The organism is Corallococcus exiguus, assembly GCF_009909105.1.
Taxonomy (GTDB): domain Bacteria; phylum Myxococcota; class Myxococcia; order Myxococcales; family Myxococcaceae; genus Corallococcus; species Corallococcus exiguus.
Genome location: NZ_JAAAPK010000003.1, coordinates 1,097,721 through 1,118,269 on the forward strand (window position 1 = coordinate 1,097,721; position 20,549 = coordinate 1,118,269).

Consider the following 20,549-nt stretch of genomic DNA (forward strand, 5'->3'; position numbering starts at 1 on the left):
TCACCCCACCAGCGGCACGCGTTCGAGCACCCGGCTCTTGAGGATGAGGTCGTCGTGCGTGCGCAGGATGGAGAGCTCGGTCACATCGAGTTCCACGATGGTCGTCTCCCGGTAGCGCCTCAGCACGTCGAAGAGTTCGTCCGCCTCGTGCACGTCCAGCTCGGAGTTGAAGCGCAGGTGGTCCATCAACTGGAGACAGCCGATGTAGAAGCCCGGGTGGAGCGAATGGCCCAGGCGCGTCTGGACCTCGGTGAGGTGGTCCACGGGGTTCGGGCCGTCCGTCAGCTCCGGGTAGACGGGGAAGTAGATGCGGCCGTTCTTCTTGCCCCAGAGCCAGCCGCCCTTCACCTGGATGCGGAAGCGGGGGAAGCCCTCCAGCCGCTGCTTCACGAAGGGCACGATGTCCGCGATGGGCATCCGTTCATGCAGCCCGTTGCAGATGGTGAAGTGGTGTCTGTATTTGCGCCGCTCGACGATGTCCCAGGCGATCTTCCGCGCCGCGGCGGTCATCGCCACGGCGTTCATGAAGCGATTGAACTGGGGGCTCTGCGCGAAGGCGCCGAAGTCCACGAACCCCACCAGCGAGACGCGGGGCGTGCGGTAGGTGCCCAGCCAGTCGTAGCCGGCCTTGAGGTCGAACGGCACGACCTCCGGGTGGTCCGGCCGCACCAGCGGCAGCTGCATCAAGCGGTACTCGTAGGAGAGGACATGGTCCTCGGACGGGCGGGGCTGAAGCTCATTGCCCGCGCGGCGGTACGCCAGCCGCTCATCCGTGGCGAAGGTTCTCATGCATCGAATCCACCACACGTGGGCAGAGGCCACAATGCGATGCCGCGCACGCGCCATGCACCACGTCCGCTCGTGCGAGGTCGCCCGTGACAGCCCTGGAATGCGAAGTCGAGACGTTTCGCCCTACCCCTCCGATTGGAAGTCCTCCTGACTGCCGCATCCGCGGCGTAGGCCCCGTGCACGCCTCCATGCGGACCTGGGCCGAGCGCGTCCTGAGCACGCTCGCCCAGACGTACGACGGCGTGCCGCTGACGCTCGCGTTCAAGGGAACAGTGCTCCCGCGTCCGCGCGCGCTTCGCGTGCTGCTCGATGAGGCCTCCGCTGTCATCGCGACCTGGCGGGGCGAGTGCCGCTTCATCGTCGGAAGGACCCAGGCGGTGCGTGATGCGCTGGAGGGATGGGACCTGGACGAGGTGGCGGACCGGCTTGCCCAGGCCGAAGACGTGGCGCGCTTCGAGCTGGAAGACGACGAGGTCTCCAGCGAGCCCCAGGCCCCCGTGGGCCGGCTCGTGCTGGGGGACAAGGCGCGCACGCTCGACATCCTGTCGGAGCTGCATGGGCCGTGGCGCGTCTCCCGGCCGCACATCGTGTGGAGCGGGGACTGGGCCCAGGACCGGGACGCCGTGCTCCAGCGTGTGCGGGAGCGCTTTGGAAACGAGCGCATCGTGGTGCGCTCCTCCTGCTCCGCGGAGGATGCGTGGACCGCGTCGAACGCGGGACGCTTCCTCTCCGTGCTCGACGTGGACGCGGGCGATGCCGTGGCCGTGGGCGACGCCATTTCGGACGTGTTCGATTCGTATGGTCCGGGGGCACGGGAAGAGAAGGTCTTCCTCCAGTCCTATGTCCACCCCGTGAGCGAAAGCGGAGTGCTGATGGCGCGGCACCCGGAGACGCTGGCCTCGTACTGGGTGGTGGCGTCGGACGTCTCCAGCGGGCGCACGGATCAGATTACTTCCGGCGCCCTGGAGAAGCCCTCGTCCGCGTACGTGGAGCACGGCGTGCCCCGGGGCCTGTTGCCGAACTCGCTCCGTCGCGTCGTCACCGTGGGGCGTGAGCTGGTGAAGCTCGTTGGCGTGGAGGCGCTGGACATCGAGTTCGCGCTGGCGGGCGGTGACTTCCACCTCCTCCAGGTGCGCCCCATCGCCAAGGGTTCGTCGCTGCCAGAGGGAGGCGAGGTCCGCCGGGCGATGCTGCTGGCGGATGCATGCACGGCACACCAGGCGCTGCTGCGGCCCAAGGCCCCCGTCGTCGGAGAGGCGCCTGTCTACAGCACGATGACGGACTGGAATCCGGCGGAGATGATTGGCCGGCGTCCGCTTCCGCTCGCACGGACGCTCTACGGCAGGCTCATCACGGACCAGACCTGGGCGGAGCAGCGCGCGGCCTACGGGTACTGCGACCTGCGCGGCACTCCCCTGCTGCGCGACTTCGCGGGGCACGCCTACGTGGACGTGCGCGCGTCGCTCAACTCCTTCATCCCGGCCGTCACTCCGGCGCGAGTGGCGGAGGTCCTGGTCTCCCAGCAACTGGCCCGGCTGGCCGGCGCCCCCGAGCTGCATGACAAGGTGGAGTTCGAGATCGCGGACACGTGCGCGAGCCTCGGCCTGCGCGAGCGGCTCCGGAGGCTCTATGCGTCCTCGTTGGATGCAGGCGAGCTGGATGCCCTGGCCACCGCGCTGCGGGACATCACGCTCCACGGGCTTCGCGACCTGCCCGCGCAGGTGGAGCAGGTGCAGCGGCTGCGGGCCGAACCGTTCGCGCCGGGCTTCGAAGGCGGACTCGGTCCCATCCTCGCGCGCCTGCGCAAGCTGGGCACCCTGCCCTTCGCGCATCTGGCACGGACGGCGTTCGTGGTGACCGCGCTGCTCAAGAGCTTCGTTCGCGAGGGCGTGATGAATTCGAGCGAGCAGCGCGAAGTGCTCCAGCGCATCCGGACGGTGGCGGGCCAGCTGCAAGCGGACGCGTACCGCGTGCGGCGGGGCGAGCTGGGCCTGGAGGCGCTCGTCGCGGAGTTCGGGCACCTGCGCCCCGGGACCTATGACGTCCGGGTGCCACGCTATGGCGCGGATCCAGAGCGCTACTTCGGCCCGCTCATCTCCGGAGCGGAGGAACCGTTCAGGCACGAAGCCCCCTTGTCCCGGAGCCTCCACGAGCGCCTGGGCGCGGGCCTCCGGAGCGCTGGCCTGTCGATGACCAGCGAGGTGTTTCTCGCGCACCTGGGCGCGGGCATCGCGGGGCGCGAGTACGGCAAGCACGTGTTCACGAAGACGCTGAGTGGCGTGCTCGAACACCTCGCGGAGTGGGGCGAGCCGCTGGGGCTGAGCCGGGATGACCTGGCGCACCTGTCGTTGGAGCAGGTGGAGACCGCCCTGGCACTGCCGCCGCTCGAAGCCCGGTCGTGGTGCCGCGACGCCGTGGAGGAGGCTCGCGAGCATGCCGCCGCCGTCACCCTCATCGAGCTGCCGGACATCCTGACGCGCGCGTCGCACCTGCTCTTCCACGTGAGCAGTGGAGAGCAGCCCCTGTTCGTCACCAAGGCATGCGTGCGCGCGCCGGTGCTGGTCGCGGACGGGCTGCCAGACCCGGAGCGCGTGCGCGGCAACATCGTGCTGCTGGAGCGCGCCGACCCCGGCTACGACGGGCTGCTCGCGCTGGGCGTCGCAGGCATCGTCACGGCGTACGGAGGCGCGAACTCGCACATGGCTGTGCGTTGCACCGAGCTGCAGCTGCCCGCCGCCATTGGCGTGGGCCGGGAGCAGTTCCGGCGGCTGTCAGGTGGACGGGTGATGACGCTGGACTGCGGGGGGCGCAGGCTCGTCCATGAGTGAGCGCCGCGTGGCACTCATCACCCAGCGCAGCGACCGTGTCCCGGGGCGTCCGGAGGTGCGGGACGCGCTCGAAGACTCCTGGGCCTCGGGCCTGTGGGCGGCCGGCTGGGTGCCGTTCCCCGTGGTCAACGTGGCCGCCGCGGCCGAGGCCCAGTTCGAAGCCCTCCGTCCCAGGCTCATCATCCTGAGTGGCGGCAACGACGCTCCGGGAACGGGACCGGATTCCGTTCCCGCGCGCGACGAGACGGAGTCCGTCCTGCTGTCGCTCGCCGCCCGGACGCGGACGCCGGTGCTGGGCGTGTGCCGGGGCGCGCAGATGCTCGCGCTGTTCGCGGGGATGCGGCTGGTGCCTGTCGAAGGCCACGTGCGCGTGCGCCACGCGTTGACGGGTCCACTCGCCCAGGCGTGGCGGGGCCCGGCGGAGGTGGCGAGCTTCCACCACTGGGGCGTGGCGGAGGACTCCCTGCCTGACGGATGGGACGTCCTGGCGCGCTCGGAGGACGGAGCGGTGGAGTCCTTCGCGAACAGGGAGCGGCGCTCGCTGGGCGTCCTCTGGCACCCCGAGCGCGCGCCCCATCACCTTCCCGCAGTCCTCGAAGTCATGGAGGCGTACGAAAGATGAAAGCCATCATCCTGGCCGCGGGCCTGGGCACCCGCATGGGGCCGCTCGCGGCGAACCAGCCGAAGTGTCTGGTGGAGCTGGCGGGAGCCCCGCTGCTCGACCATCAGCTGGCCGTCTACGCGCACTTCGGCGTGGACGTCACGGTGATGGCCGGCGCGTATCCCGAGCTGACCAAGGCGGGCCGCAACGTGCGCGTCGTGGTGAACCCGGCCTACACCACCGGCAACATGGTCTCCACGCTGCGCTTCAGCCTGCCGGTGGTGTCCCGCACGGAGCCAGTCCTCGTTTCCTATGGGGACATCGTCTTCTCGCACGAGGTGTTGGGGCGGATGCTCGCCGCGTCCCGGGATGTTGAAGTCGCCATCGACACGCAGTGGCGCAGGCTCTGGGAGCTGCGGATGGAGGACCCCACGACGGACTGCGAGTCGTTGCGCCTGGAAGGCGAGCGCATCGTGGACATCGGCTCGCGGGTGCGTTCGGTGGAGGAGGTGCAGGGGCAATACATCGGGCTGCTGCGGTTCGGGCCCGGAGTCCTGCACGCGCTCCTGGAGCGCTTCGACCAGCGCGTGGCGAAGGACCCGCGCTACTGGAACATCTCCATGACGGCCTTCCTCCAGGACGTCATCTCCGACGGCGTGGCGGTCCACGCCGTGCCCATCGCGTCCGGCTGGCTGGAGGCGGACAACGCGGAGGACCTACGCCGCTACACGGAGGCCCACGCCTCGGGAGCGCTGGCGGGCTTCTGGTCGCCCACGGCCGTCAGATGAGGCGGACCCGAGGGTCCCCGGCGTCCTGGAGCAGGGAGAAGCCAGCGCGGTAGCGCTCCTGGATGTCAGGGACGGAGGTCAGCGCGCGGACGCCGACAGCCCATGCTCCGGGAAGAAGGTGCCGGTGGTGGGCGACGCAGGTCCACGGCCGGCAAACCCAGCCGGCAACAGCAACTCTTGCCAGCCCGAAGCGCCGGATCGCGGCAAGACTTGCCGTCCTTGCAGGTTGCTCCAGGGGAAGCGGCCTGGGACGTGGATTGGCCCTGCCCTTGCTCTGTCGACGTCATGTCCGCCCTTCCGTCCCGGTCCGCCTGGGAACCCCCTTCCAGGGTGAGCCTCGCGAGGCCGGGGCCAGGACGGCGAACCTGAAACACAGCTGGGAGCCAGTGCCATGATGATGGGAAGAAGCTGCATCCTTGGAGCAGTCCTCCTGACGGCCGCGTGTGGTGTCTCCAACCCTGAACAGGAGGTCGCGGAGGACGATGTCACGGCGAAGACGTGCCTCCCCAACTGCCCACCGCCGACGAAGATCGCCTTCGCGTCAAACCGGGGAAGCGACCCCGCCCACCCCATCAACACCTACGACATCTTCGTGATGGGCACCGATGGCACCGTTTTGAACCGCCTCACGAACGACCTCGTGATGGACCGGCGCCCCAAACTCAACAAGGCGCGCACCCAGGTGGTCTGGCAGCGCGCCTACGGCCAGACGTATCCGTACTTTGGCGACTTCGAGATCGTCACCGCCAACATCGACGGCAGCAACATGCAGCGGCTCACGAACTGGGAAGGTGATGACGAACAGCCCGCCTTCAGCCCCGACGGGACGCGCATCGTCTTCGTCCACTGCACCTCCCGGTGCAGCCTCTACCTGATAGACGCCAACGGCCAGCACCTGGCCCTCCTGGCCACGGACCTGCAAGGCGCCGGCAGCTACATCACGCCGAGCTTCAGCCCCGATGGCCTGCAGGTCGTATTCGGCTACGAGGCGCTGAGCACGTCGGACATTCCCTTCCGGGGCATCTACCGCATCAACGTGGATGGGACGGGCCTGGTGAGGCTGAACGAAGGCCCATCCAACTGGACCTCGTTCTTCCCGGTCTACAACGCGGCGGGGACGAAGATTGCCTTCACCGCGAGCATCTCGGTGCAGAGCCTGTACGAGCGGGACCTCTACTCCATGAACGCGGACGGGACGGGTCTGGTCGCGCTGCAGAACGGGCCGGAGGACGACCAATGCCCGGCCTACAGTCCTACTGCGGATACCCTGGTGTTCGAACGCTTCACGAACAGCGCGAGCAGTGGCGAAATCTTCATGCGGTCCGTCAACGGCACCCTGACCAACCTGACGAACACCGTGAGCGCGAACGACGTCGAACCGTCCTGGCAGTGATGGAAGCCCGGTGAAACGGCGCGCCCACCCGCCAAGTGGGCGCGCCAGGGGGAACTCCTCGGCGTAGGAGAAGCCGTTGCCCCACTTGAAGGCCGTGGTGCCGGAGGGCGCGTTCATCAGGAGTGCACGCCACGATTGGACTGGGCGGGGCTGCTACGCAGGACGTTCGCGCTGGACGAGTGGGCCTGCGTGAGGTGTGGAGGCAGGCGGCGAGTGCTGGCGTACGTGAACGAGGCAGGAGGGGTGCGAGCGATTGCAGTGGGTTCACCGCCAGCCAGGGTGAAGACGGCCGCATCCATGCCGCGGTCAGATGAGGCGGACCCGAGGGTCCCCGGCATCCTGGAGCAGCGAGAAGCCAGCGCGGTAGCGCTCCTGGATGCCGGGCACGGAGGTCAGCGCGCGGACTGCCGCGTCCCAGTCCGGCCAGGTGAGGTGCTCCGAGCGGACAGCGTCGCTGAAGGGCGTGTCGTCCGTGAGGTGGAAGTGCACCTGCCCCACGTCCTGCCGAGGCCCCGCGTTGACGAGCACCGACGCGGGGGTCCGCTGCCGTGCTCCGGCGATGAGCGCGAAGAGGCCCGTGCGAAGCCCGGCATGGCGCGGATGCGCCAGGGCGAAGACGTCCGGCACTCCCCGCAGGGGAACGGCGATGTGATGGAAGGTGCCGTAGACGGGACGCGGATGGCGGTAGATGGCGGCCTGCTCCGAGCGGTCCACGGAGGTGAGGGGCAGGAGCCGGTCCGCGTGCGCGAAGCCGAAGCGCACCAGGGAGCCGGAGGCGGGGGTCCGCGCCATCCGGAACGCCAGCTGTTTCAGGGTTGCCATGAACGTCCTTCGCTCGGTGCCAGTCGAAGGAAGCTTGCCCTCGCGGTCTGACAGCCTGCTCCGGTGGTTCTACCCCAGGAGGGATGCTCAAGGTCCCTGGAGCACCTCGTACAACGGGACGCCGCACGCAGGGCGCTGGACGTGTGGGCCTGCGCGAGGTGTGGCGGCAGGCGCCGGGTGCTGGCGTACGTGAACGAGGCAGGAGGGGTGCGAGCGATTCTAGAGCACCTGGGCCTGCCCACGGCAGGTGCGAGGCTCGCCCCGGCGCGCGGACCCATCCAAGCCGCAGGGTGTTGAAGCTCAAGCCGCCAGGGCCCAGAGAGCCAGGCCCCTGCCGCGCACCTCATGAGCGGGCGGCCAGGGCCAGCGTGCACCCCAAGGGGCTCAAACCGCTCCTCCACCCGTCTGGCTCACACTGCTTGAGCGACCCCGTCCGCGGCCCTCCGCGGCACCTCCGCTCCTGCCCTCACCCTCCACATGGCCTCTATCCCGCCTGTACGCAAAGACAGGCAGCGCGGGATTGGCGAGGTCGTAGACAAGGACGCCCCTGCTGCTGCTGGCCACGCTGCGTGTCCCGGAAGCGGAGCGGCTCGTCGTACAACGTGCTCGTGCCTCCGTCACTCCGGAGCTGGAAGCCGACAGGGCCGGTGCTGAGGAGGGTGCCCCCGTCCTCCAGGCGTCGCTCATCCCGGGTGTTGGCCAGACAGATGCCCTCCTGGGGAAGCATGGCGAGCGCCGCCGGGGCGCAATTCGAGACATCGAAGCGGGACAGCTCCTCGCAGGCGCTGCTGGACGCGTCCCGCGAATCGAAGCCGCACGGCGCGAAGGGGCCCCGGTCCACCCGGTCTCCGTGCTCCTCCAGTTCGGTGTACGTGCCGTCCCAGACAAAGGGGCCGGCATCCGGGGTCCCCGCGTCGAAGGTGGGGCGCGTGGGGAGCTGGAGCACCAGGATGGCCAACAGCGTCCGGAGGGGCATTGTCAGGGGAGACTTCGCAAGAGAAGGGCACCCACCCAACGCTCCCACCCCGCCCGTTCCCTCACCTCCCGGGAAACAGACGCCGGGTCTCAGGTCGCTGGGGGTCGACATACACTTGCACGTCAAAACACATCAGGTACTCGAGCCCTGGAACCCAGACGCGCCTTCCGTCTGGCTTTGTGGATTATTCCAGCCAGACGATTTCTATCGCACTGGAAGGCAACAAGTCTTCGCTTGGGGCCGGTTTTTATTCCGTGCTAGACAATGACCCGCAGTGAAAAATGCTTCGCCGGGGGAATTCATGAAAAACAGTTTGCGTGTCATTGGAGTGACCCAGGTCCTTGGGTTGCTCTCCTCGCTCCTCGTGGCTTGCAATCCCGCGGCCGAGCCCTTCCCGGACATGGAAGTCGTGGCAGTGGACTCACGGCAGGATGAACTCTATGGCAATCCCGCCGGTTATTGGCCCACGAACGCCGCGGGCTTCACCGACGTCCCCGTTTGTTGGACCACGGCAGGCTGGAACTCGGAGAAGACGTGGGTGAGGCAGATCGTCGAGGCGCAGTGGGACACGAACAGCAGTTTGCGTTTCACGGGTTGGGGCGCCTGCGACATCCTTACTCCTGCTCAGGCCATCCGCATCCAGGTGGATGAGAGCGGTCCGCGCTCCATCGTCGGCCGCTCTAACAGCAGCCCCAGCATGTGGCTCAACTTCAACTTCGCCAGTTGGAGCCACGTCTGCAACGACGGTGTTGATGACGCATCGTTGCCGGGAGATGACCGCGAATATTGCATCCGCGGCGTCGCCTTGCACGAGTTCGGCCACGCCCTGGGCTTCTGGCATGAGCAGGACTCTCCGGGCAATCAACCCAACACGCCGGGCTACTGCGACAACACCATCGTTCAGCAGGCCAATGGCGAGGTCATCACCGCGTACGACCCTCTCTCGACCATGAACTACTGCGCCGCGTGGGGCCGGCCGACCTTGAGCGCCCTGGACATTCAGGGCTTGCGCCAGGTTTATGGCGTGTCTCCCGTCGAGTTCCAGTTCCAGCATTACGCGTTCCCCTCCACGTGCACCCTGGTCAACGAGCCGGGCGATTCCCACGGCTGGAATGACAATTACCTCTGCACCGCGGGTCAGGAGGGGGTGAGCTGGTCCTATGCGGGCCCCATCGCGGGCCAGCGCTGCACCCTGATCAACGAGCTCCTCGACCCTGATGGCTGGAATGACAACTACCTCTGCGTGCCCACCTACAGCCCCCTGCAGTTCGTCTGGTCCTCGTTGCTCCCGATCCCCTTGATGCGCTGCACGCAGTGGAATGAGCCGGGCGACCCCGACTCCTGGAACAACAACTACCTGTGTTACACGCAGCGGTTCGCGTTCTCCCCCGCGGGGAAGATCGCGGGTACCACCTGCGTCTCGGTCAACGAGCCGGCCGACCCGAATGGCTGGAATGACAACTTCCTGTGCTCCGAGGTGGACGAAGGCGTGCGTTTCAGCAACGCGGGGCCTATCGCAGGCATGCGGTGCACGCTCGTTGACGAGCCCAGCGACCCCAACACCTGGAACAACAATTACGTCTGCGTGCCCAACCTCAGCCTGCTCAACTTCCAGTGGTCCAGCGCAGGCCCCATCTCTGGGAAGACCTGCATCGCGTGGAACGAGCCCGCGGATTCCGCTCACGGCTGGAACAACAACTATCTCTGCTACTGAGCGCCGCTCCGAGTCAGCCACCTGAGCCTCAGGAGCTACGAGTATCAGGTGTATGGCTTTCGCATGGGCGGTGTGAACAACGTGCCCGGTAGTCACCATCCCACATGCCTGGAAGTCGCACTCCACCGCCGGGCCCAGCGTCAGGGGGGCTCCGGCGGCTCCGCATCAGCAGCAAATAGAGCCCGATTCCTGCAAATCGGTCTATTCACGTAAATAATGAATAGCCAAAAAAGCCAGTGGATAACAAGTACGGGGTGATTGGTGCGCTGCCAATCCTTTGCGAACAAAGGGAATTCCATGTCCAAGCTTCATCAAACGCTGCTGACCGCTTCCGTCGCGCTCCTGGGGTTGAACGGGTGTGGTGGCACGGAGCTTCCGGAGCCGGAGCTGGCCACCGCCCAGCAGGGCATGCAGGTGGCGGCGGCCTGGACCTGACGGCCCTCGGCGCGAACGCGCGCAAGAAGGACATCTTCATCGAGGTGGACTACTACCCGGGACAGCAGCCGACCCAGGCGATGCTGAACCGTGTCATCACGGCCTTCTCCAAGGCGCCGGTGTCCAACCCGGATGGCTCCACGGGCATCACGTTGCACCTGGTGGTGGACCAGCAGATCACCGCGGCGGACGCGGACCTGGACCTGAGCCCCGTCTGGACGGACTTCGACGTCATCAAGGGCAAGTACTTCGCCGCGAACCGCGCGCCCTACTTCCACTACATGCTGTTCGCGAACCGGTACGGCGGTGGCAACTCCAGCGGCATCTCGCGCGGCATCCCCGCGCATGACTTCGTGGTGACGCTGGGCTTCGCCGCCGGCATCACGGAGCTGCAACTGGCCGGCACCCTGATGCACGAGCTGGGGCACAACATCGGCCTGCGCCACGGCGGCAACGACGATTCGAACTACAAGCCCAACTACCTGAGCATCATGAACTACGAGTACCAGTTCTATGGCTTCGGCATTGGCGGCCTGAACAACGTGCTCGACTACTCGCGCGTGCAGGTGGCCTCCTTCAACGAGCAGAGCGTCAACGAGGTCTCCGGGTTCGCGCCCGTCGCCCCCACCACCGAAGCGGACCTCGCGAAGATCAGCGGGCTTCGCTTCAACGACGCCCAGGTCACGGGCAACGCGAGCACCAACACCGACTTCAACAACAATGGGAGCATCCAGGCCGCGGCCTATGTCCGGGACTTCAACCGCAACGGCTTCGCCGACGTGTTCCCTGCGTCGCAGAACGACTGGACGGCGCTCGCGTATGACGGCGGCGGGCAGATTGGCTTCGCCACGTCGGGCCTCACCCAGGACCTGGGCCGCGAGGAGCTGTTCCTCGTCGCCCCGGAGAAGATGGAGCCCTGCCTCACCGTGGACGCGCGCGACGCCCGGTAGTCCCTGTCGCTCCGGCTGAACCTTCGCATTCCGCCGCCGGGTCCTCCTTCACGGGGGGCCCGGCGGGCGTGTCTCCGGTCCCCTGACGCCGCGCGTTCGTTCGTCCCCCCATGTCCCCTGGGGCCTGAGCTCAAGACCGGCGTCCGCGCTTGCCGGGCCCACGTCGCTTTTGCGTGCGCGGGCCCCGACTCCTCAGGCGGGTGAGTTCCAGCTTCTGGCCCTGCGCCGACCAGGTGATTCTGGCCCAGGTGGGGCCGACGAACTCCTCGTCGAAGCCTCCTTCGCCGAGTGACCTTCATGACGCACGACGTGCTCGCGTCGGATTGGCCGCTGCGCGAACCGACTCGAGAAGGCTGAACTCCTTTGCGCGCCAGCACCGCCCGCCAGAGAGGTTCGTCCTCGCGCGCCCCCAAGGACACGCCTCCCTGACGCGAAGTCCGTGTGACGCGCTCGTTCGGAATACTGGAAGGCAGCTTCACGTTGCCCACCCTTTCTCCGAGCATGCCCCCAGTTCCATCCGAGGCCTCGTCCCCCAGTGCCGAGGCCCGTCCCGTGGATTCCAGCGAGCGGCTGGCGCTGCTCGACACACTGCGTGGTTTCGCCCTGTGCGGCGTGTTCATCTCCAACGTGATGGTGTGGTTCAGCGGGAGGGTATTCCTGCCGCGAGAGCAGACCCTCGCGGCGCTGAACAACGCGTCGCTCGCCGACACCGTCGCCTGGCAGGCGTTCTCGTTCCTGGTGGCCGGGAAGTTCATCACCCTCTTCTCGTTCCTCTTCGGCCTCGGCTTCGCGGTGCAGATGGGCCGCGCCGAGGCGCGAGGGACCTCCATCACGCCGCTCTATGTCCGGCGGCTGGGGGTGATGCTGGTGATGGGGCTCTCCCACCTGTTCCTCATCTGGTACGGCGACATCCTCAGCACCTACGCGGTGCTGGGATTCGGCCTGCTCCTGTTCCGGGGGCGCTCGGAGCGAACGCTGCTCATCTGCGCCCTGCTGTTCGCCCTGGGGTGGTCCGTCGTCGGCGTGGCCATCCTCAAGCTCCCGCAGCTGATGGCGGACACGCCGGAGGCCGGCGCGGCCATCGCCAAGGCGGCCACCGAGAAGTCCGCGGCCATCAAGGCGCAGACGCTCGCGGCCTACGCCAGCGGGAGCTGGCTGGACGTGACGAAGGCGACCTTCCACTTCTTCTTCCGCGACTACTTCCCGCTGCTGCTGGCCATCACGATCTCGACGTTTGGCCGGTTCCTGCTGGGCCTGCTGGCGGGGAAGCGCCGCATCTTCCGCGACGTGCCCCAGCACCTGGGGCTGTTCCGCCGGATCCTCGGCTGGGGTCTCGTCGCGGGGGTGATTGGCAGCGGCAGCGGCCTGGTGCTGCAACAGCTCATGCTGAAGCAGGTCTTCACGCCGGAGACACTGCCGGCGTGGGTGTCCTTCGCCATGGCGCCGCTGCGGAACCTGGGCGAGTTGGGCTTCGCGGCCGTCTACGTGTCCAGCATCACCCTGCTCTTCCAGCGGGCCACCTGGCAGCGAGCGCTGGGCCTGCTTGCGCCGGTGGGCCGCATGGCGCTGACGAACTACCTGTCACAGTCGATCATCAGCGTGCTGTTCTTCTACGGCTACGGACTGGGCTTCATCACGAAGCTGGGCCCCGCGGCGTGCGTGGCTTACTGCCTGGCCATCTTCTGCGTCCAGGGGGTGTGGAGCCACCTGTGGCTGGCGAGGTTCCGCTTCGGCCCCGCCGAGTGGGTGTGGCGGTCGCTGACGTATGGAAAGGCCCAACCAATGCGCCGGGATGACGGCTCGGACCAACGCACCACGGCGCCGGCATAGCTCAGCCGCCGCCGTTCCCGCCGAACTCCATATACGAGCCATTCCAATACGAGAGGGAGTAGTACGCGGCGTTGGTCTGGAAAGGCCAGCCATCGGTGACGTAGGTGCAGTTGGGGCCCGTGGTGTGAATGCACATCCCCTGCATGTACGCGGTGCCGAAGGTCCCGGAGAACTGTCCCGTGCCCATGTCGGTGAGCGGAGGAACGCGGCTCTGCGCCGAATAGACCTCGCCGTAGAAGTGCGCCATGTCGCCAGAAGTGAACTGGCCATTCCAGAGCGTGCCGGGGAAGTAGCCGACCCAGGCATCGTTGAACCAGATCCACCAGTTGCCGTTGTCATAGCGGATGTACTGCTGGACCGAGTACCCGTAATAGCTGGAGAGCGGCATCCCGGGCCCGTAGACGCCGTGGACCTGGACGAACCCGGCGGCGTCGTTGAACTGGCCGTAGCTCCACTGGGAGATCATCAGTCGCGGGAAGGCGTCCCAGAACTTCCGCAGGCCCATCTCCACCAGGTGATAGTTGGCGCCACGGACGATGGACATCTGGGACGTCACCATGTCGCTCTGGTCGTACACCGCCGGGTTGGAGAACAGGATGGACGCTCCAACGCCGCTCTGGCTCAACGCGTCCGTGGGCTTCATCACTCCGGCGTACCAGTACGACCCCGCCAGCGACTGCATGGCGGCCGGGCCAGATAACGGCGGACCGGCCTTGCGCGTCCGAAGCTCCGCCTGCGCGTAGATCGGCACCTGGCCCGGGGGACAGACGGCGCGAACACGAGGGGCGAACGCGGCCCTCTCCACGCTGGGGGGAGGCGGAGGCACGGCGGCGCGTGCGGCCTCCGTCATCGCCTCGCAGCGGTACTCCCCAGGCGCGAGCGCGAGCTCCACCTCCGACGTATCGGCGACGGCCTCCGGGCGAACCTCGCTCGCAGGCTCGCCACATCCGATGAGAAACATTGACAGCAACAAGCCAGCTCTCGACATGGACGGTTCCTTTCGTACATCCGCGACGGTTGCATCAGCGCGCGGGAGCTTATGCCGAGCGACTGACTGGAAAGGCCCGCGCTACTGAGCCGGTTGAGTCGCGTCCCAGAGCCTCACGGGTCGTTGTCTTGCCAGCCGCCTTGGGTCTCGAATGGCATTCCTGGCAGGATTTGAAGAAGGGGGGAACACATGCCCGCGACCCATTACCTCCAAGATGACACCGGCTATCTCCTCTTCTGATTCCGACACTTGGTCTGGCGTCATCCGGGCGTGGCTCGCCGCGATGCTGCTCATGGTTCCGGCCTGTCAGGGGCCGACCCAGGGAACCGTGGCTTCACCGGGCGCCAGCGCGGCGGAGCGGCTCAAGGCGGAGGCAGCTCTTGTCGAATCGGCCCGCCTTGTCTCGTGCAACGGGGACAAGGTGTTGGCGCCGATGCCCGAGCCACTGTTGGCGCAGCTTCGGACCGCGTTGACCCAGGTCGCGGTTTCGCGAGACCCGGCCCTGACGACGCCGCCCTGGGAGTCCGTCCTTCTGGAGCTGAAGTTCCGGGACGGCCAGACGGTGTTCGGGCAACTGGTGCGCGAGGACGTCCTCCGCCTGCGCGAGGAGCGGTGGTGCGGGGAGGAGAGGCGAGGCGTTGAGCTGCTTCTGGCGGACGGGCCCTCGCTGCTCCCGTGGTTCCAGCAGCACCTGGGACCGGCGCAGTCGAAGGAGCATCAGCTTCCGCCAGGGCTTCCTCCTCCCCCCTGACGCGAAGCGCCCACGACACGGATGTCTTTGTCCGAAGACAGCCAGGGTGAAAACATCCAGGAAGAATCGGGGGCGGATGGAATGACAAGACTGGCGTACAGGGGTCGATGATGACCGCCAGGGGCGAATTCAAGACACGCCTGGATGCGCCTGCTCTGTTCGGGCAACATGGCCAGCCTTCTCCCCGCGGTCGCATCCCTGGTGCCTGATGACACGCCTTGGCCTTCCGCAGCGCCTCCTGGTGTTCGCGATCCTGATGGGAGGCGGCTTCTCGGTCGCGGAGGAGGCCCCGGTGGGCGTCGCGGAGGACCGGCGGAACGAGCCTCCGCGCAACTACGGCAACCTGCGCGCCGGAGCGTCCACCTCCGGCCGGCGTCCCAGCATCTGTCTGGAGTTGTCTCCACTGGCGCGGCTCGGCGTGGAGGCCTGCGGCACGGGTTCGGGGTTCCTCCACCGCGACCCGGAACCGGAGATCGCCCACTTCCGCGCCAACCTGACGCTCACCTCCTTCAAGACGCGCATCGGCTGGCTCCAGCCCCGGTTGAGCGCCGGCTTCGCCGAGCTGCAGATTGGCGAGGACAGCTCGGGCTTCGACTTCGGGGGCTCCGGCCCCACCGGCGTGGAGACCGCCGGCCCCGAGGTGGGCGCGTCCCTCCGGGCCCTGCTGCCCATCTCCTCCGGCTTTGAGTTCGTGGGGGAGCTGGGGTTCAGCGCCGCGTACTTCAACGCCGCGCCGCAGTTGATCAGACCGCAGGCCCGCTTCCAGCCGAGCGCCTCGTTCACGCTCGGCGTTGGATTCTGAGCCGCACCATGACCCTGGCGAGCCCTGGAACGAAGCGCGCGGCGGTGGGCTGGAGCCTCTGCGTCTGCGTGGTGCTGGCGGCCATCCTCGTTCCCTTCCTCCTCTTCGGCGAGCAACTGGAGGCCGCCACCCAATCCTTCCTGGAGGCGCGTCCACCCGACTGGCAGGTGGCGCTCATGCTGGGAGGGTTGCTGGCGGGGGACATCGTCCTGCCAGTGCCCTCCAGCCTCGTCGGCACGGCGTCCGGGGCGCTGCTGGGCTTCTGGGGCGGCCTCACGGCCTGCTGGGTGGGAATGATGGTGGGCTGTGGTTGGGGCTACCTGCTGGGCGCCAGGGGCGGCGAGGCGGCGTTGCGACGCACCCTGGGTCCGGTGGAACTCCAACGTCTGTCACGCCTGGCCGAACGCCGGGGTGCCTGGTTGCTGATTGCATTGCGCGGCGTGCCCATGCTGGCGGAGTCCTCCGTCCTCTTCGCTGGCGCCAGCCGCATGCCTCTGGGGAGTTTCCTCGGAGCCTGCGCGCTCTCCAATCTGGGCGTCTGCGCCACCTACGCGGCGGTGGGTGCGTACTCGGCGCGACTCGGGTCATTCCTGACATTGTTCTTGGGGATGGTTTTACTGCCTGGACTCGCGCTCTGGCTGGTGCGGCGCTTTCTACCCGGGCGTCCCGCAACCCAGACATCGTCAATGGACTGACAGCGGACTTTGCCGCCCCAGCACGAATTTCAGCCAAGACCGTTTTTAGTCTGTTTAGCCCTCGACGGCTTCTCCCCCGCAGCGATTAAACTCTTGCGCCCAAGCCCGGCGTCTCGTCGGGCTCAACCGCATGGGGGAGATTGCCTTTGTCCGACAAACCGCGCGTCCTGCTCGCCGTGGCACTGGGTGCCACCGGCCTCCTGGCCTGCCCAACGACGTCGCTCATGGATTCGGGCCCCCCCGTCCCCAAGGCGACGGCGCTCGAAGCCAATGACTGCCCGGCGGACGTGGCCTGGCTCAACAGCTCCACCCTCCCCAGCGAAGTGCCGGGGAACAAGACGATCTGCAACTTCGAGCAGTTCATGTGGCAGAGCATGCTCGCGCTCGTCCAGCCCGCCAGCGGCAAGCCCGACATGGTGCAGTTCGAGACGTGGATGCCGTCCTACGGCATCTTCATCAAGGACGGGGTGCCGACGGCCTGGGGCCAGGAACCGCCTGTCTCCTGCACCAACGCCGTGAAGCCCACGGCGGGTGGCAAGCCGCCCCGCCTCTACACCGACATCATCAAGCAGGCCGGCGCGGATCAGCCGCTGATCGACCTGAAGGGCGAGTTCGTCTACTACGGCATGTCCGTCAACCAGAGCATCTACACGATGCTGACGTCCTGTCAGCTCTACCAGGCGAACTGCGCGGGTCAGCTCAAGCCCGGGAACAACGGCATCGACATCATCAAGAAGTATCCGAACCTCGCGTACCCGGACACGGCCGTCGAGCTGAAGACGAGCTGGATGGTGCTCGACGAGGCGACGGCCAGCTCAGGCCTCTTCTATGTGGTTCCCGGCCTCATCCAGGTCAAGGACAGCCCCTGCCGGCAGGTGAACCTGGGACTGACCGGCATGCACATCGTGTCCAAGACGCCCAGCTTCCCGGCGATGATCTGGGCCACGTTCGAGCACCGCAACAACGCGCCCGACTGTAGCAACCTCTCCGCGGCGCCTCCGCTCGGGGGCACGTGGAACTTCTACAACCCGGCCTGCACCGATTGCGTGACCAACACCTATCAACCGGGCAAGCCCGCCCAGGTCTGCCGCATGCACCCGCAGGGGGACTCGGCCATCGGCACCTTCCCCGGCGGCGTCGACTGTAGCGTCAATCCCAACCAGTTCGCCTGTCAGGACAAGACCCGCACGATGCTCGCCCAGAGCACCCAGGCGCTCAACGCCATCAACAGCAGCGTCCAGGCGTTGATCCAGGCCAACCCCGGCCGCATCAACAAGGTCTGGGCCAACTACGAGCTCGTCGGCAACGTGTGGACCGTCAACGGTACGGTCCCGCCCTATCTGCAAGCGCAGCAGGGTTCGCTGTCCGCCGCGAACACCTCCATGGAGACCTTCGTCCAGAACGGCGTCGCGGCGATGACCAATCCCTACAGCTGCTTGAGCTGCCACGACATGTCGGGCCCCACCGGAAGCCAGAACCTGCCGCCCGTGGGCTTGAGCCACCTGTTCGACGAAGTCCAGATGCCCGGCGGGTGCACGAACGGCTCGCTTCCCGCAGCATGCGCCCCCTACACCGGCAGCGGCAACTAGAACCCCGAGGAGACCTCCATGAGCTACCTTGATACGCCTCGCATCAACTTCTCCGGTTCGTTCCAGGCTTCGCCAGCCACCATCAACAACACGCCCAACAACTACAACCCGGCGAACTACAACGAGGACTCGCTCAAGCCCAACAACATCGAGCTCTACTGGGAGCCCAAGGGCGACAGCATCTTCGACCTGCTCGACTGCAAGGTGACCACCGTCGAGTTGCCCGGCGGCGGCAGCGACTCCCTCATGGGAGCCGGGGTGAGCGCCCTGTACATGGGGTCTCCGCCCAAGCTGGTGGACCTGGATCCCATGCAGCAGAACGGCAGTGAAATCTGGGGCTTCAACGTCATCATCGGCGACATCAGCGGCGCCAATGTCCAGGGCGTGTTCACGCCGGTTGCATTCAACGGCATCTGGATGAATTCGCAGGACAAGAACACCCCCAGGAGCTCCGCGAGCGGCTCCGCCGCCTATCAATCAACGCTCACGAACCTGAAGTGGAACGTCGGCAATTCGGCGGTCCTCCAGGCACTGCAGAAGGCGTCCCCCCACCGCCTATCCATCCGCCTGGTGGTCAGCGCCCACAACAACGCCCCGTACCTCTTCGCCTTCACCCCCGCCACCTTCCAGACGATGCAGGCACAGGGGGTCCCCGCCGCCATCGTGGACAAGCTCGCGATCCTCCAGGACTACGTGATGAACGTGGACGGAGATGGCAAGCCGGTGGAGCCGGGACGGGGCTACATCCCCACGCAGATGTACGTCAGCTCCCTGCTGGAGCAGTTGCTGGGCCAGGCCACGGCTCAACAGTACGGGCCCACCATCCTGGCGGTGACCCAGCAGCCCTACCATCCGTGGATCGACTACACCACCAAGGAGCCCCTGCCCCAGCAGCCGCTCTTCAACTTCAATTACGGCAAGCTCGTTGGCTCCGTGGGCCCCTGTCTGGATGACGAGCCCACCTTCGCCGTGCCCGCGCGCACCCTGGCGCAAATCCCGCACCCGCGTCCGGCCGTGAACGCGTGGTGGGCCCTGGCGCAGCTCAACCTGGACTCCACGCCCTCGTTGACGCTCGACCTGGGCAATTCATTGCCCGTCCAGTGGCCGGGCCGTTCGCTCTGGACGGAGAAGCTGGGAACACTGTCGCTCGCGTACTACACGGGTTCCGGTGACTCGAAGACGTACACGACCATCGTCCCGTCGATTGACTACAGCAATCCCGATTTCATCGACAAGCAGTCCGGGATGCTGGTCGTCACGAACTTTGGCGGCGTCGATCCCCAGAGCCTCGCGAACCTGCCGCTCGCGCTCCGGAGCACGACCGGCACCGGCAACGATGCCGTGACGCTGACCCTGCTGGAGGAGAACTCCGAGGGTTTGAGCCTGCGCGCGGATCAGTTCATCTACCGCATGAACCCGGGCATGCAGACCACGCCTGGCTTCCAGCTCGGGGAGACCAACACCCTCAACCTCTACGTGCGCAAGTTCGGCCGCATCGAGGGGACGGAGCAATGGAAGATCGCCCTGAACACCCTCACCCCGACCAAAGCGGCCGACTACACCCTGAACACACTGGGCACTCAGGGCACCAATGGCATCAGCGAGAAGAACATCTCGACCCCCGAGAACATCCTGACGCTCTCCCCGAATGTCGTGAGCGTCACCGGAGGCAAGGCCACCGTCACCCTCACCGCGGCGGATCCAAAGAATCCCCGCGTCTACGTGGACGGGCAGGTCTACTTCACCCGGTACACCTTCAGTCCCACGGTCGCGGACTACAAGCAGGACCCCAACGACCTGGTCAGCGTCCAGATCTACCAGCAGACCCCCATCACGGGCACGCCGACGTGGGTCAATGGGATTGGAGACATCCTGCGGCAGTACGGCATGCTCTATCCCGTCATGGGCCGATTCCAGCTGTGGACCTATGACGGCATCATCAACAACCGCGAGAAGATCGCGCGGGTGCTCGGCCTGGACATCAGCCAGCCGCTGCACATGCCGGTGAGCCGCGACCTGTCCGCCATCAAGCTCAAGCTCATCCTGGATTGGTTCAACGCGGGCATGCCCTACGGACCCATGGGCCCCGAGGGCGGTTCGGGAACCGCCTGGGACAACCTGCCGACGGTCAGCGGATGGGGGCCCATGACGAGCCTCCTGGTGCGCTCGGGCGACATCATCGACGCCATCCAGCCGAGCTATGGCTCCAACGCCGCGCCCTACCAGGGCGGCCCTGGAGGGAACGCGCACACGATTGACCTCACGGACGACGGCATCGTGTCGATGACGGGCTACACGGGCACGTACTTCGGCATGACGCAGATTGCCCAGGTCACCTTCAAGACCGCGCGGGGCAAGACCTACGGCCCCTACGGGACGATGGCGAACGTGTACGGCGCGAAGCCCTACTCGCTCGTCGTGCCCACCGGAAGCGCGATCCGGTCCTTCTTCGGAACGACGGTCGTGCACTCGGGCGGAACGAAGTACATTGCCTCGCTCGGCGGCAACGTGCAGTTGCTCTGAACAAGGGACTGCTACCGCCGTGACTCGCGGCGGGCCTGATGCGTGGGCCCGCCGTGGGTGTCGTGATTCCGGTAG

The 20,549-nt window shown here is 66.9% G+C and carries 17 protein-coding genes; 13 read left to right on the top strand and 4 right to left on the bottom strand.

The genetic code is table 11. From position 1 onward, the window contains the following. Positions 1 to 789, bottom strand: a complete 789-nt coding sequence (locus GTZ93_RS15950; protein WP_139915392.1) for a hypothetical protein — start codon at positions 787 to 789, stop codon at positions 1 to 3. A gap of 188 nt (positions 790 to 977) precedes the next feature. On the opposite strand from GTZ93_RS15950, the gene GTZ93_RS15955 reads away from it, so the two are divergent. From GTZ93_RS15955 to GTZ93_RS15970, 4 genes are all read left to right on the top strand, one after another. Then, entirely contained in the window at positions 978 to 3,617 is a 2,640-nt protein-coding gene (locus GTZ93_RS15955; RefSeq protein ID WP_139915393.1) for a PEP-utilizing enzyme, read from the top strand. Next, positions 3,610 to 4,239: a gamma-glutamyl-gamma-aminobutyrate hydrolase family protein gene (locus GTZ93_RS15960; RefSeq protein WP_139915394.1), complete on the top strand. Its 630-nt coding sequence runs from the start codon at positions 3,610 to 3,612 to the stop codon at positions 4,237 to 4,239. Before GTZ93_RS15955 ends, GTZ93_RS15960 begins: the two co-directional genes overlap by 8 nt. After that, positions 4,236 to 5,006: a phosphocholine cytidylyltransferase family protein gene (locus GTZ93_RS15965; RefSeq protein ID WP_161662848.1), complete on the top strand. Its 771-nt coding sequence runs from the start codon at positions 4,236 to 4,238 to the stop codon at positions 5,004 to 5,006. Before GTZ93_RS15960 ends, GTZ93_RS15965 begins: the two co-directional genes overlap by 4 nt. Positions 5,007 to 5,397: 391 nt before the next feature. Further along, positions 5,398 to 6,399: a TolB family protein gene (locus tag GTZ93_RS15970; RefSeq protein WP_139915396.1), complete on the top strand. Its 1,002-nt coding sequence runs from the start codon at positions 5,398 to 5,400 to the stop codon at positions 6,397 to 6,399. A 306-nt stretch (positions 6,400 to 6,705) separates the two neighbouring features. Here GTZ93_RS15970 and GTZ93_RS15975 read toward each other — a convergent pair whose 3' ends face one another. Continuing rightward, entirely contained in the window at positions 6,706 to 7,221 is a 516-nt protein-coding gene (locus tag GTZ93_RS15975; RefSeq protein WP_161662849.1) for a homoserine O-succinyltransferase, read from the bottom strand. A 484-nt stretch (positions 7,222 to 7,705) separates the two neighbouring features. Continuing rightward, positions 7,706 to 8,197 (bottom strand): hypothetical protein, encoded by a 492-nt coding sequence (locus GTZ93_RS15985; RefSeq protein ID WP_139915397.1) that lies wholly within the window; start codon positions 8,195 to 8,197, stop codon positions 7,706 to 7,708. A 301-nt stretch (positions 8,198 to 8,498) separates the two neighbouring features. Between GTZ93_RS15985 and GTZ93_RS15990 the strand changes: the two genes are divergently transcribed. From GTZ93_RS15990 to GTZ93_RS16005, 4 genes are all read left to right on the top strand, one after another. Beyond that, positions 8,499 to 9,911, top strand: coding sequence for a hypothetical protein (locus GTZ93_RS15990; RefSeq protein WP_139919780.1), 1,413 nt, complete (start codon positions 8,499 to 8,501; stop codon positions 9,909 to 9,911). A gap of 297 nt (positions 9,912 to 10,208) precedes the next feature. Continuing rightward, complete coding sequence (locus GTZ93_RS15995; RefSeq protein ID WP_161662850.1) at positions 10,209 to 10,346, top strand: hypothetical protein; 138 nt, start codon at positions 10,209 to 10,211, stop codon at positions 10,344 to 10,346. 44 nt (positions 10,347 to 10,390) lie between these two features. Next, the gene (locus tag GTZ93_RS16000) at positions 10,391 to 11,296 is read left to right on the top strand and encodes a hypothetical protein (protein ID WP_180946104.1); all 906 of its coding nucleotides are present in this window, start codon (positions 10,391 to 10,393) and stop codon (positions 11,294 to 11,296) included. Positions 11,297 to 11,797: 501 nt separating this feature from the next. After that, positions 11,798 to 13,126 (top strand): DUF418 domain-containing protein, encoded by a 1,329-nt coding sequence (locus GTZ93_RS16005; RefSeq protein ID WP_139919782.1) that lies wholly within the window; start codon positions 11,798 to 11,800, stop codon positions 13,124 to 13,126. A gap of 1 nt (position 13,127) precedes the next feature. Here the strand turns inward: GTZ93_RS16005 and GTZ93_RS16010 are convergent, their stop codons facing one another. Continuing rightward, complete coding sequence (locus GTZ93_RS16010) at positions 13,128 to 14,114, bottom strand: neprosin family prolyl endopeptidase (RefSeq protein WP_139919779.1); 987 nt, start codon at positions 14,112 to 14,114, stop codon at positions 13,128 to 13,130. 328 nt (positions 14,115 to 14,442) lie between these two features. Between GTZ93_RS16010 and GTZ93_RS16015 the strand changes: the two genes are divergently transcribed. The 5 genes from GTZ93_RS16015 to GTZ93_RS16035 all read left to right on the top strand — a co-directional run bounded on the left by GTZ93_RS16015 (position 14,443) and on the right by GTZ93_RS16035 (position 20,474). Then, positions 14,443 to 14,865, top strand: a complete 423-nt coding sequence (locus GTZ93_RS16015; RefSeq protein ID WP_139919778.1) for a hypothetical protein — start codon at positions 14,443 to 14,445, stop codon at positions 14,863 to 14,865. A 208-nt stretch (positions 14,866 to 15,073) separates the two neighbouring features. Further along, positions 15,074 to 15,667 (top strand): hypothetical protein, encoded by a 594-nt coding sequence (locus GTZ93_RS16020; protein WP_257979300.1) that lies wholly within the window; start codon positions 15,074 to 15,076, stop codon positions 15,665 to 15,667. Between the two features lie 8 nt (positions 15,668 to 15,675). After that, complete coding sequence (locus GTZ93_RS16025; protein ID WP_139919777.1) at positions 15,676 to 16,362, top strand: TVP38/TMEM64 family protein; 687 nt, start codon at positions 15,676 to 15,678, stop codon at positions 16,360 to 16,362. A 224-nt stretch (positions 16,363 to 16,586) separates the two neighbouring features. Further along, on the top strand, positions 16,587 to 17,951 hold the full coding sequence (locus GTZ93_RS16030; RefSeq protein WP_139919776.1) for a hypothetical protein: 1,365 nt from the start codon (positions 16,587 to 16,589) through the stop codon (positions 17,949 to 17,951). Positions 17,952 to 17,969: 18 nt separating this feature from the next. Next, complete coding sequence (locus tag GTZ93_RS16035; protein WP_139919775.1) at positions 17,970 to 20,474, top strand: jacalin family lectin; 2,505 nt, start codon at positions 17,970 to 17,972, stop codon at positions 20,472 to 20,474. The last annotated feature ends 75 nt before the right edge of the window (positions 20,475 to 20,549 follow it).

Excerpts from the sequence above, each read along its gene's own strand:
- GTZ93_RS16010 (WP_139919779.1), bottom strand. The coding sequence starts at position 14,114 with ATGTCGAGAGCTGGCTTGTTGCTGTCAATGTTTCTCATCGGATGTGGC.
- GTZ93_RS16025 (WP_139919777.1), top strand. The coding sequence starts at position 15,676 with ATGACCCTGGCGAGCCCTGGAACGAAGCGCGCGGCGGTGGGCTGGAGC.
- GTZ93_RS15995 (WP_161662850.1), top strand. The coding sequence starts at position 10,209 with ATGTCCAAGCTTCATCAAACGCTGCTGACCGCTTCCGTCGCGCTCCTG.
- GTZ93_RS15970 (WP_139915396.1), top strand. The coding sequence starts at position 5,398 with ATGATGATGGGAAGAAGCTGCATCCTTGGAGCAGTCCTCCTGACGGCC.
- GTZ93_RS15955 (WP_139915393.1), top strand. The coding sequence starts at position 978 with ATGCGGACCTGGGCCGAGCGCGTCCTGAGCACGCTCGCCCAGACGTAC.
- GTZ93_RS15975 (WP_161662849.1), bottom strand. The coding sequence starts at position 7,221 with ATGGCAACCCTGAAACAGCTGGCGTTCCGGATGGCGCGGACCCCCGCC.
- GTZ93_RS16030 (WP_139919776.1), top strand. The coding sequence starts at position 16,587 with ATGGATTCGGGCCCCCCCGTCCCCAAGGCGACGGCGCTCGAAGCCAAT.
- GTZ93_RS16005 (WP_139919782.1), top strand. The coding sequence starts at position 11,798 with ATGCCCCCAGTTCCATCCGAGGCCTCGTCCCCCAGTGCCGAGGCCCGT.
- GTZ93_RS15965 (WP_161662848.1), top strand. The coding sequence starts at position 4,236 with ATGAAAGCCATCATCCTGGCCGCGGGCCTGGGCACCCGCATGGGGCCG.
- GTZ93_RS15950 (WP_139915392.1), bottom strand. The coding sequence starts at position 789 with ATGAGAACCTTCGCCACGGATGAGCGGCTGGCGTACCGCCGCGCGGGC.
- GTZ93_RS15990 (WP_139919780.1), top strand. The coding sequence starts at position 8,499 with ATGAAAAACAGTTTGCGTGTCATTGGAGTGACCCAGGTCCTTGGGTTG.
- GTZ93_RS15985 (WP_139915397.1), bottom strand. The coding sequence starts at position 8,197 with ATGCCCCTCCGGACGCTGTTGGCCATCCTGGTGCTCCAGCTCCCCACG.
- GTZ93_RS15960 (WP_139915394.1), top strand. The coding sequence starts at position 3,610 with ATGAGTGAGCGCCGCGTGGCACTCATCACCCAGCGCAGCGACCGTGTC.
- GTZ93_RS16035 (WP_139919775.1), top strand. The coding sequence starts at position 17,970 with ATGAGCTACCTTGATACGCCTCGCATCAACTTCTCCGGTTCGTTCCAG.
- GTZ93_RS16020 (WP_257979300.1), top strand. The coding sequence starts at position 15,074 with ATGACACGCCTTGGCCTTCCGCAGCGCCTCCTGGTGTTCGCGATCCTG.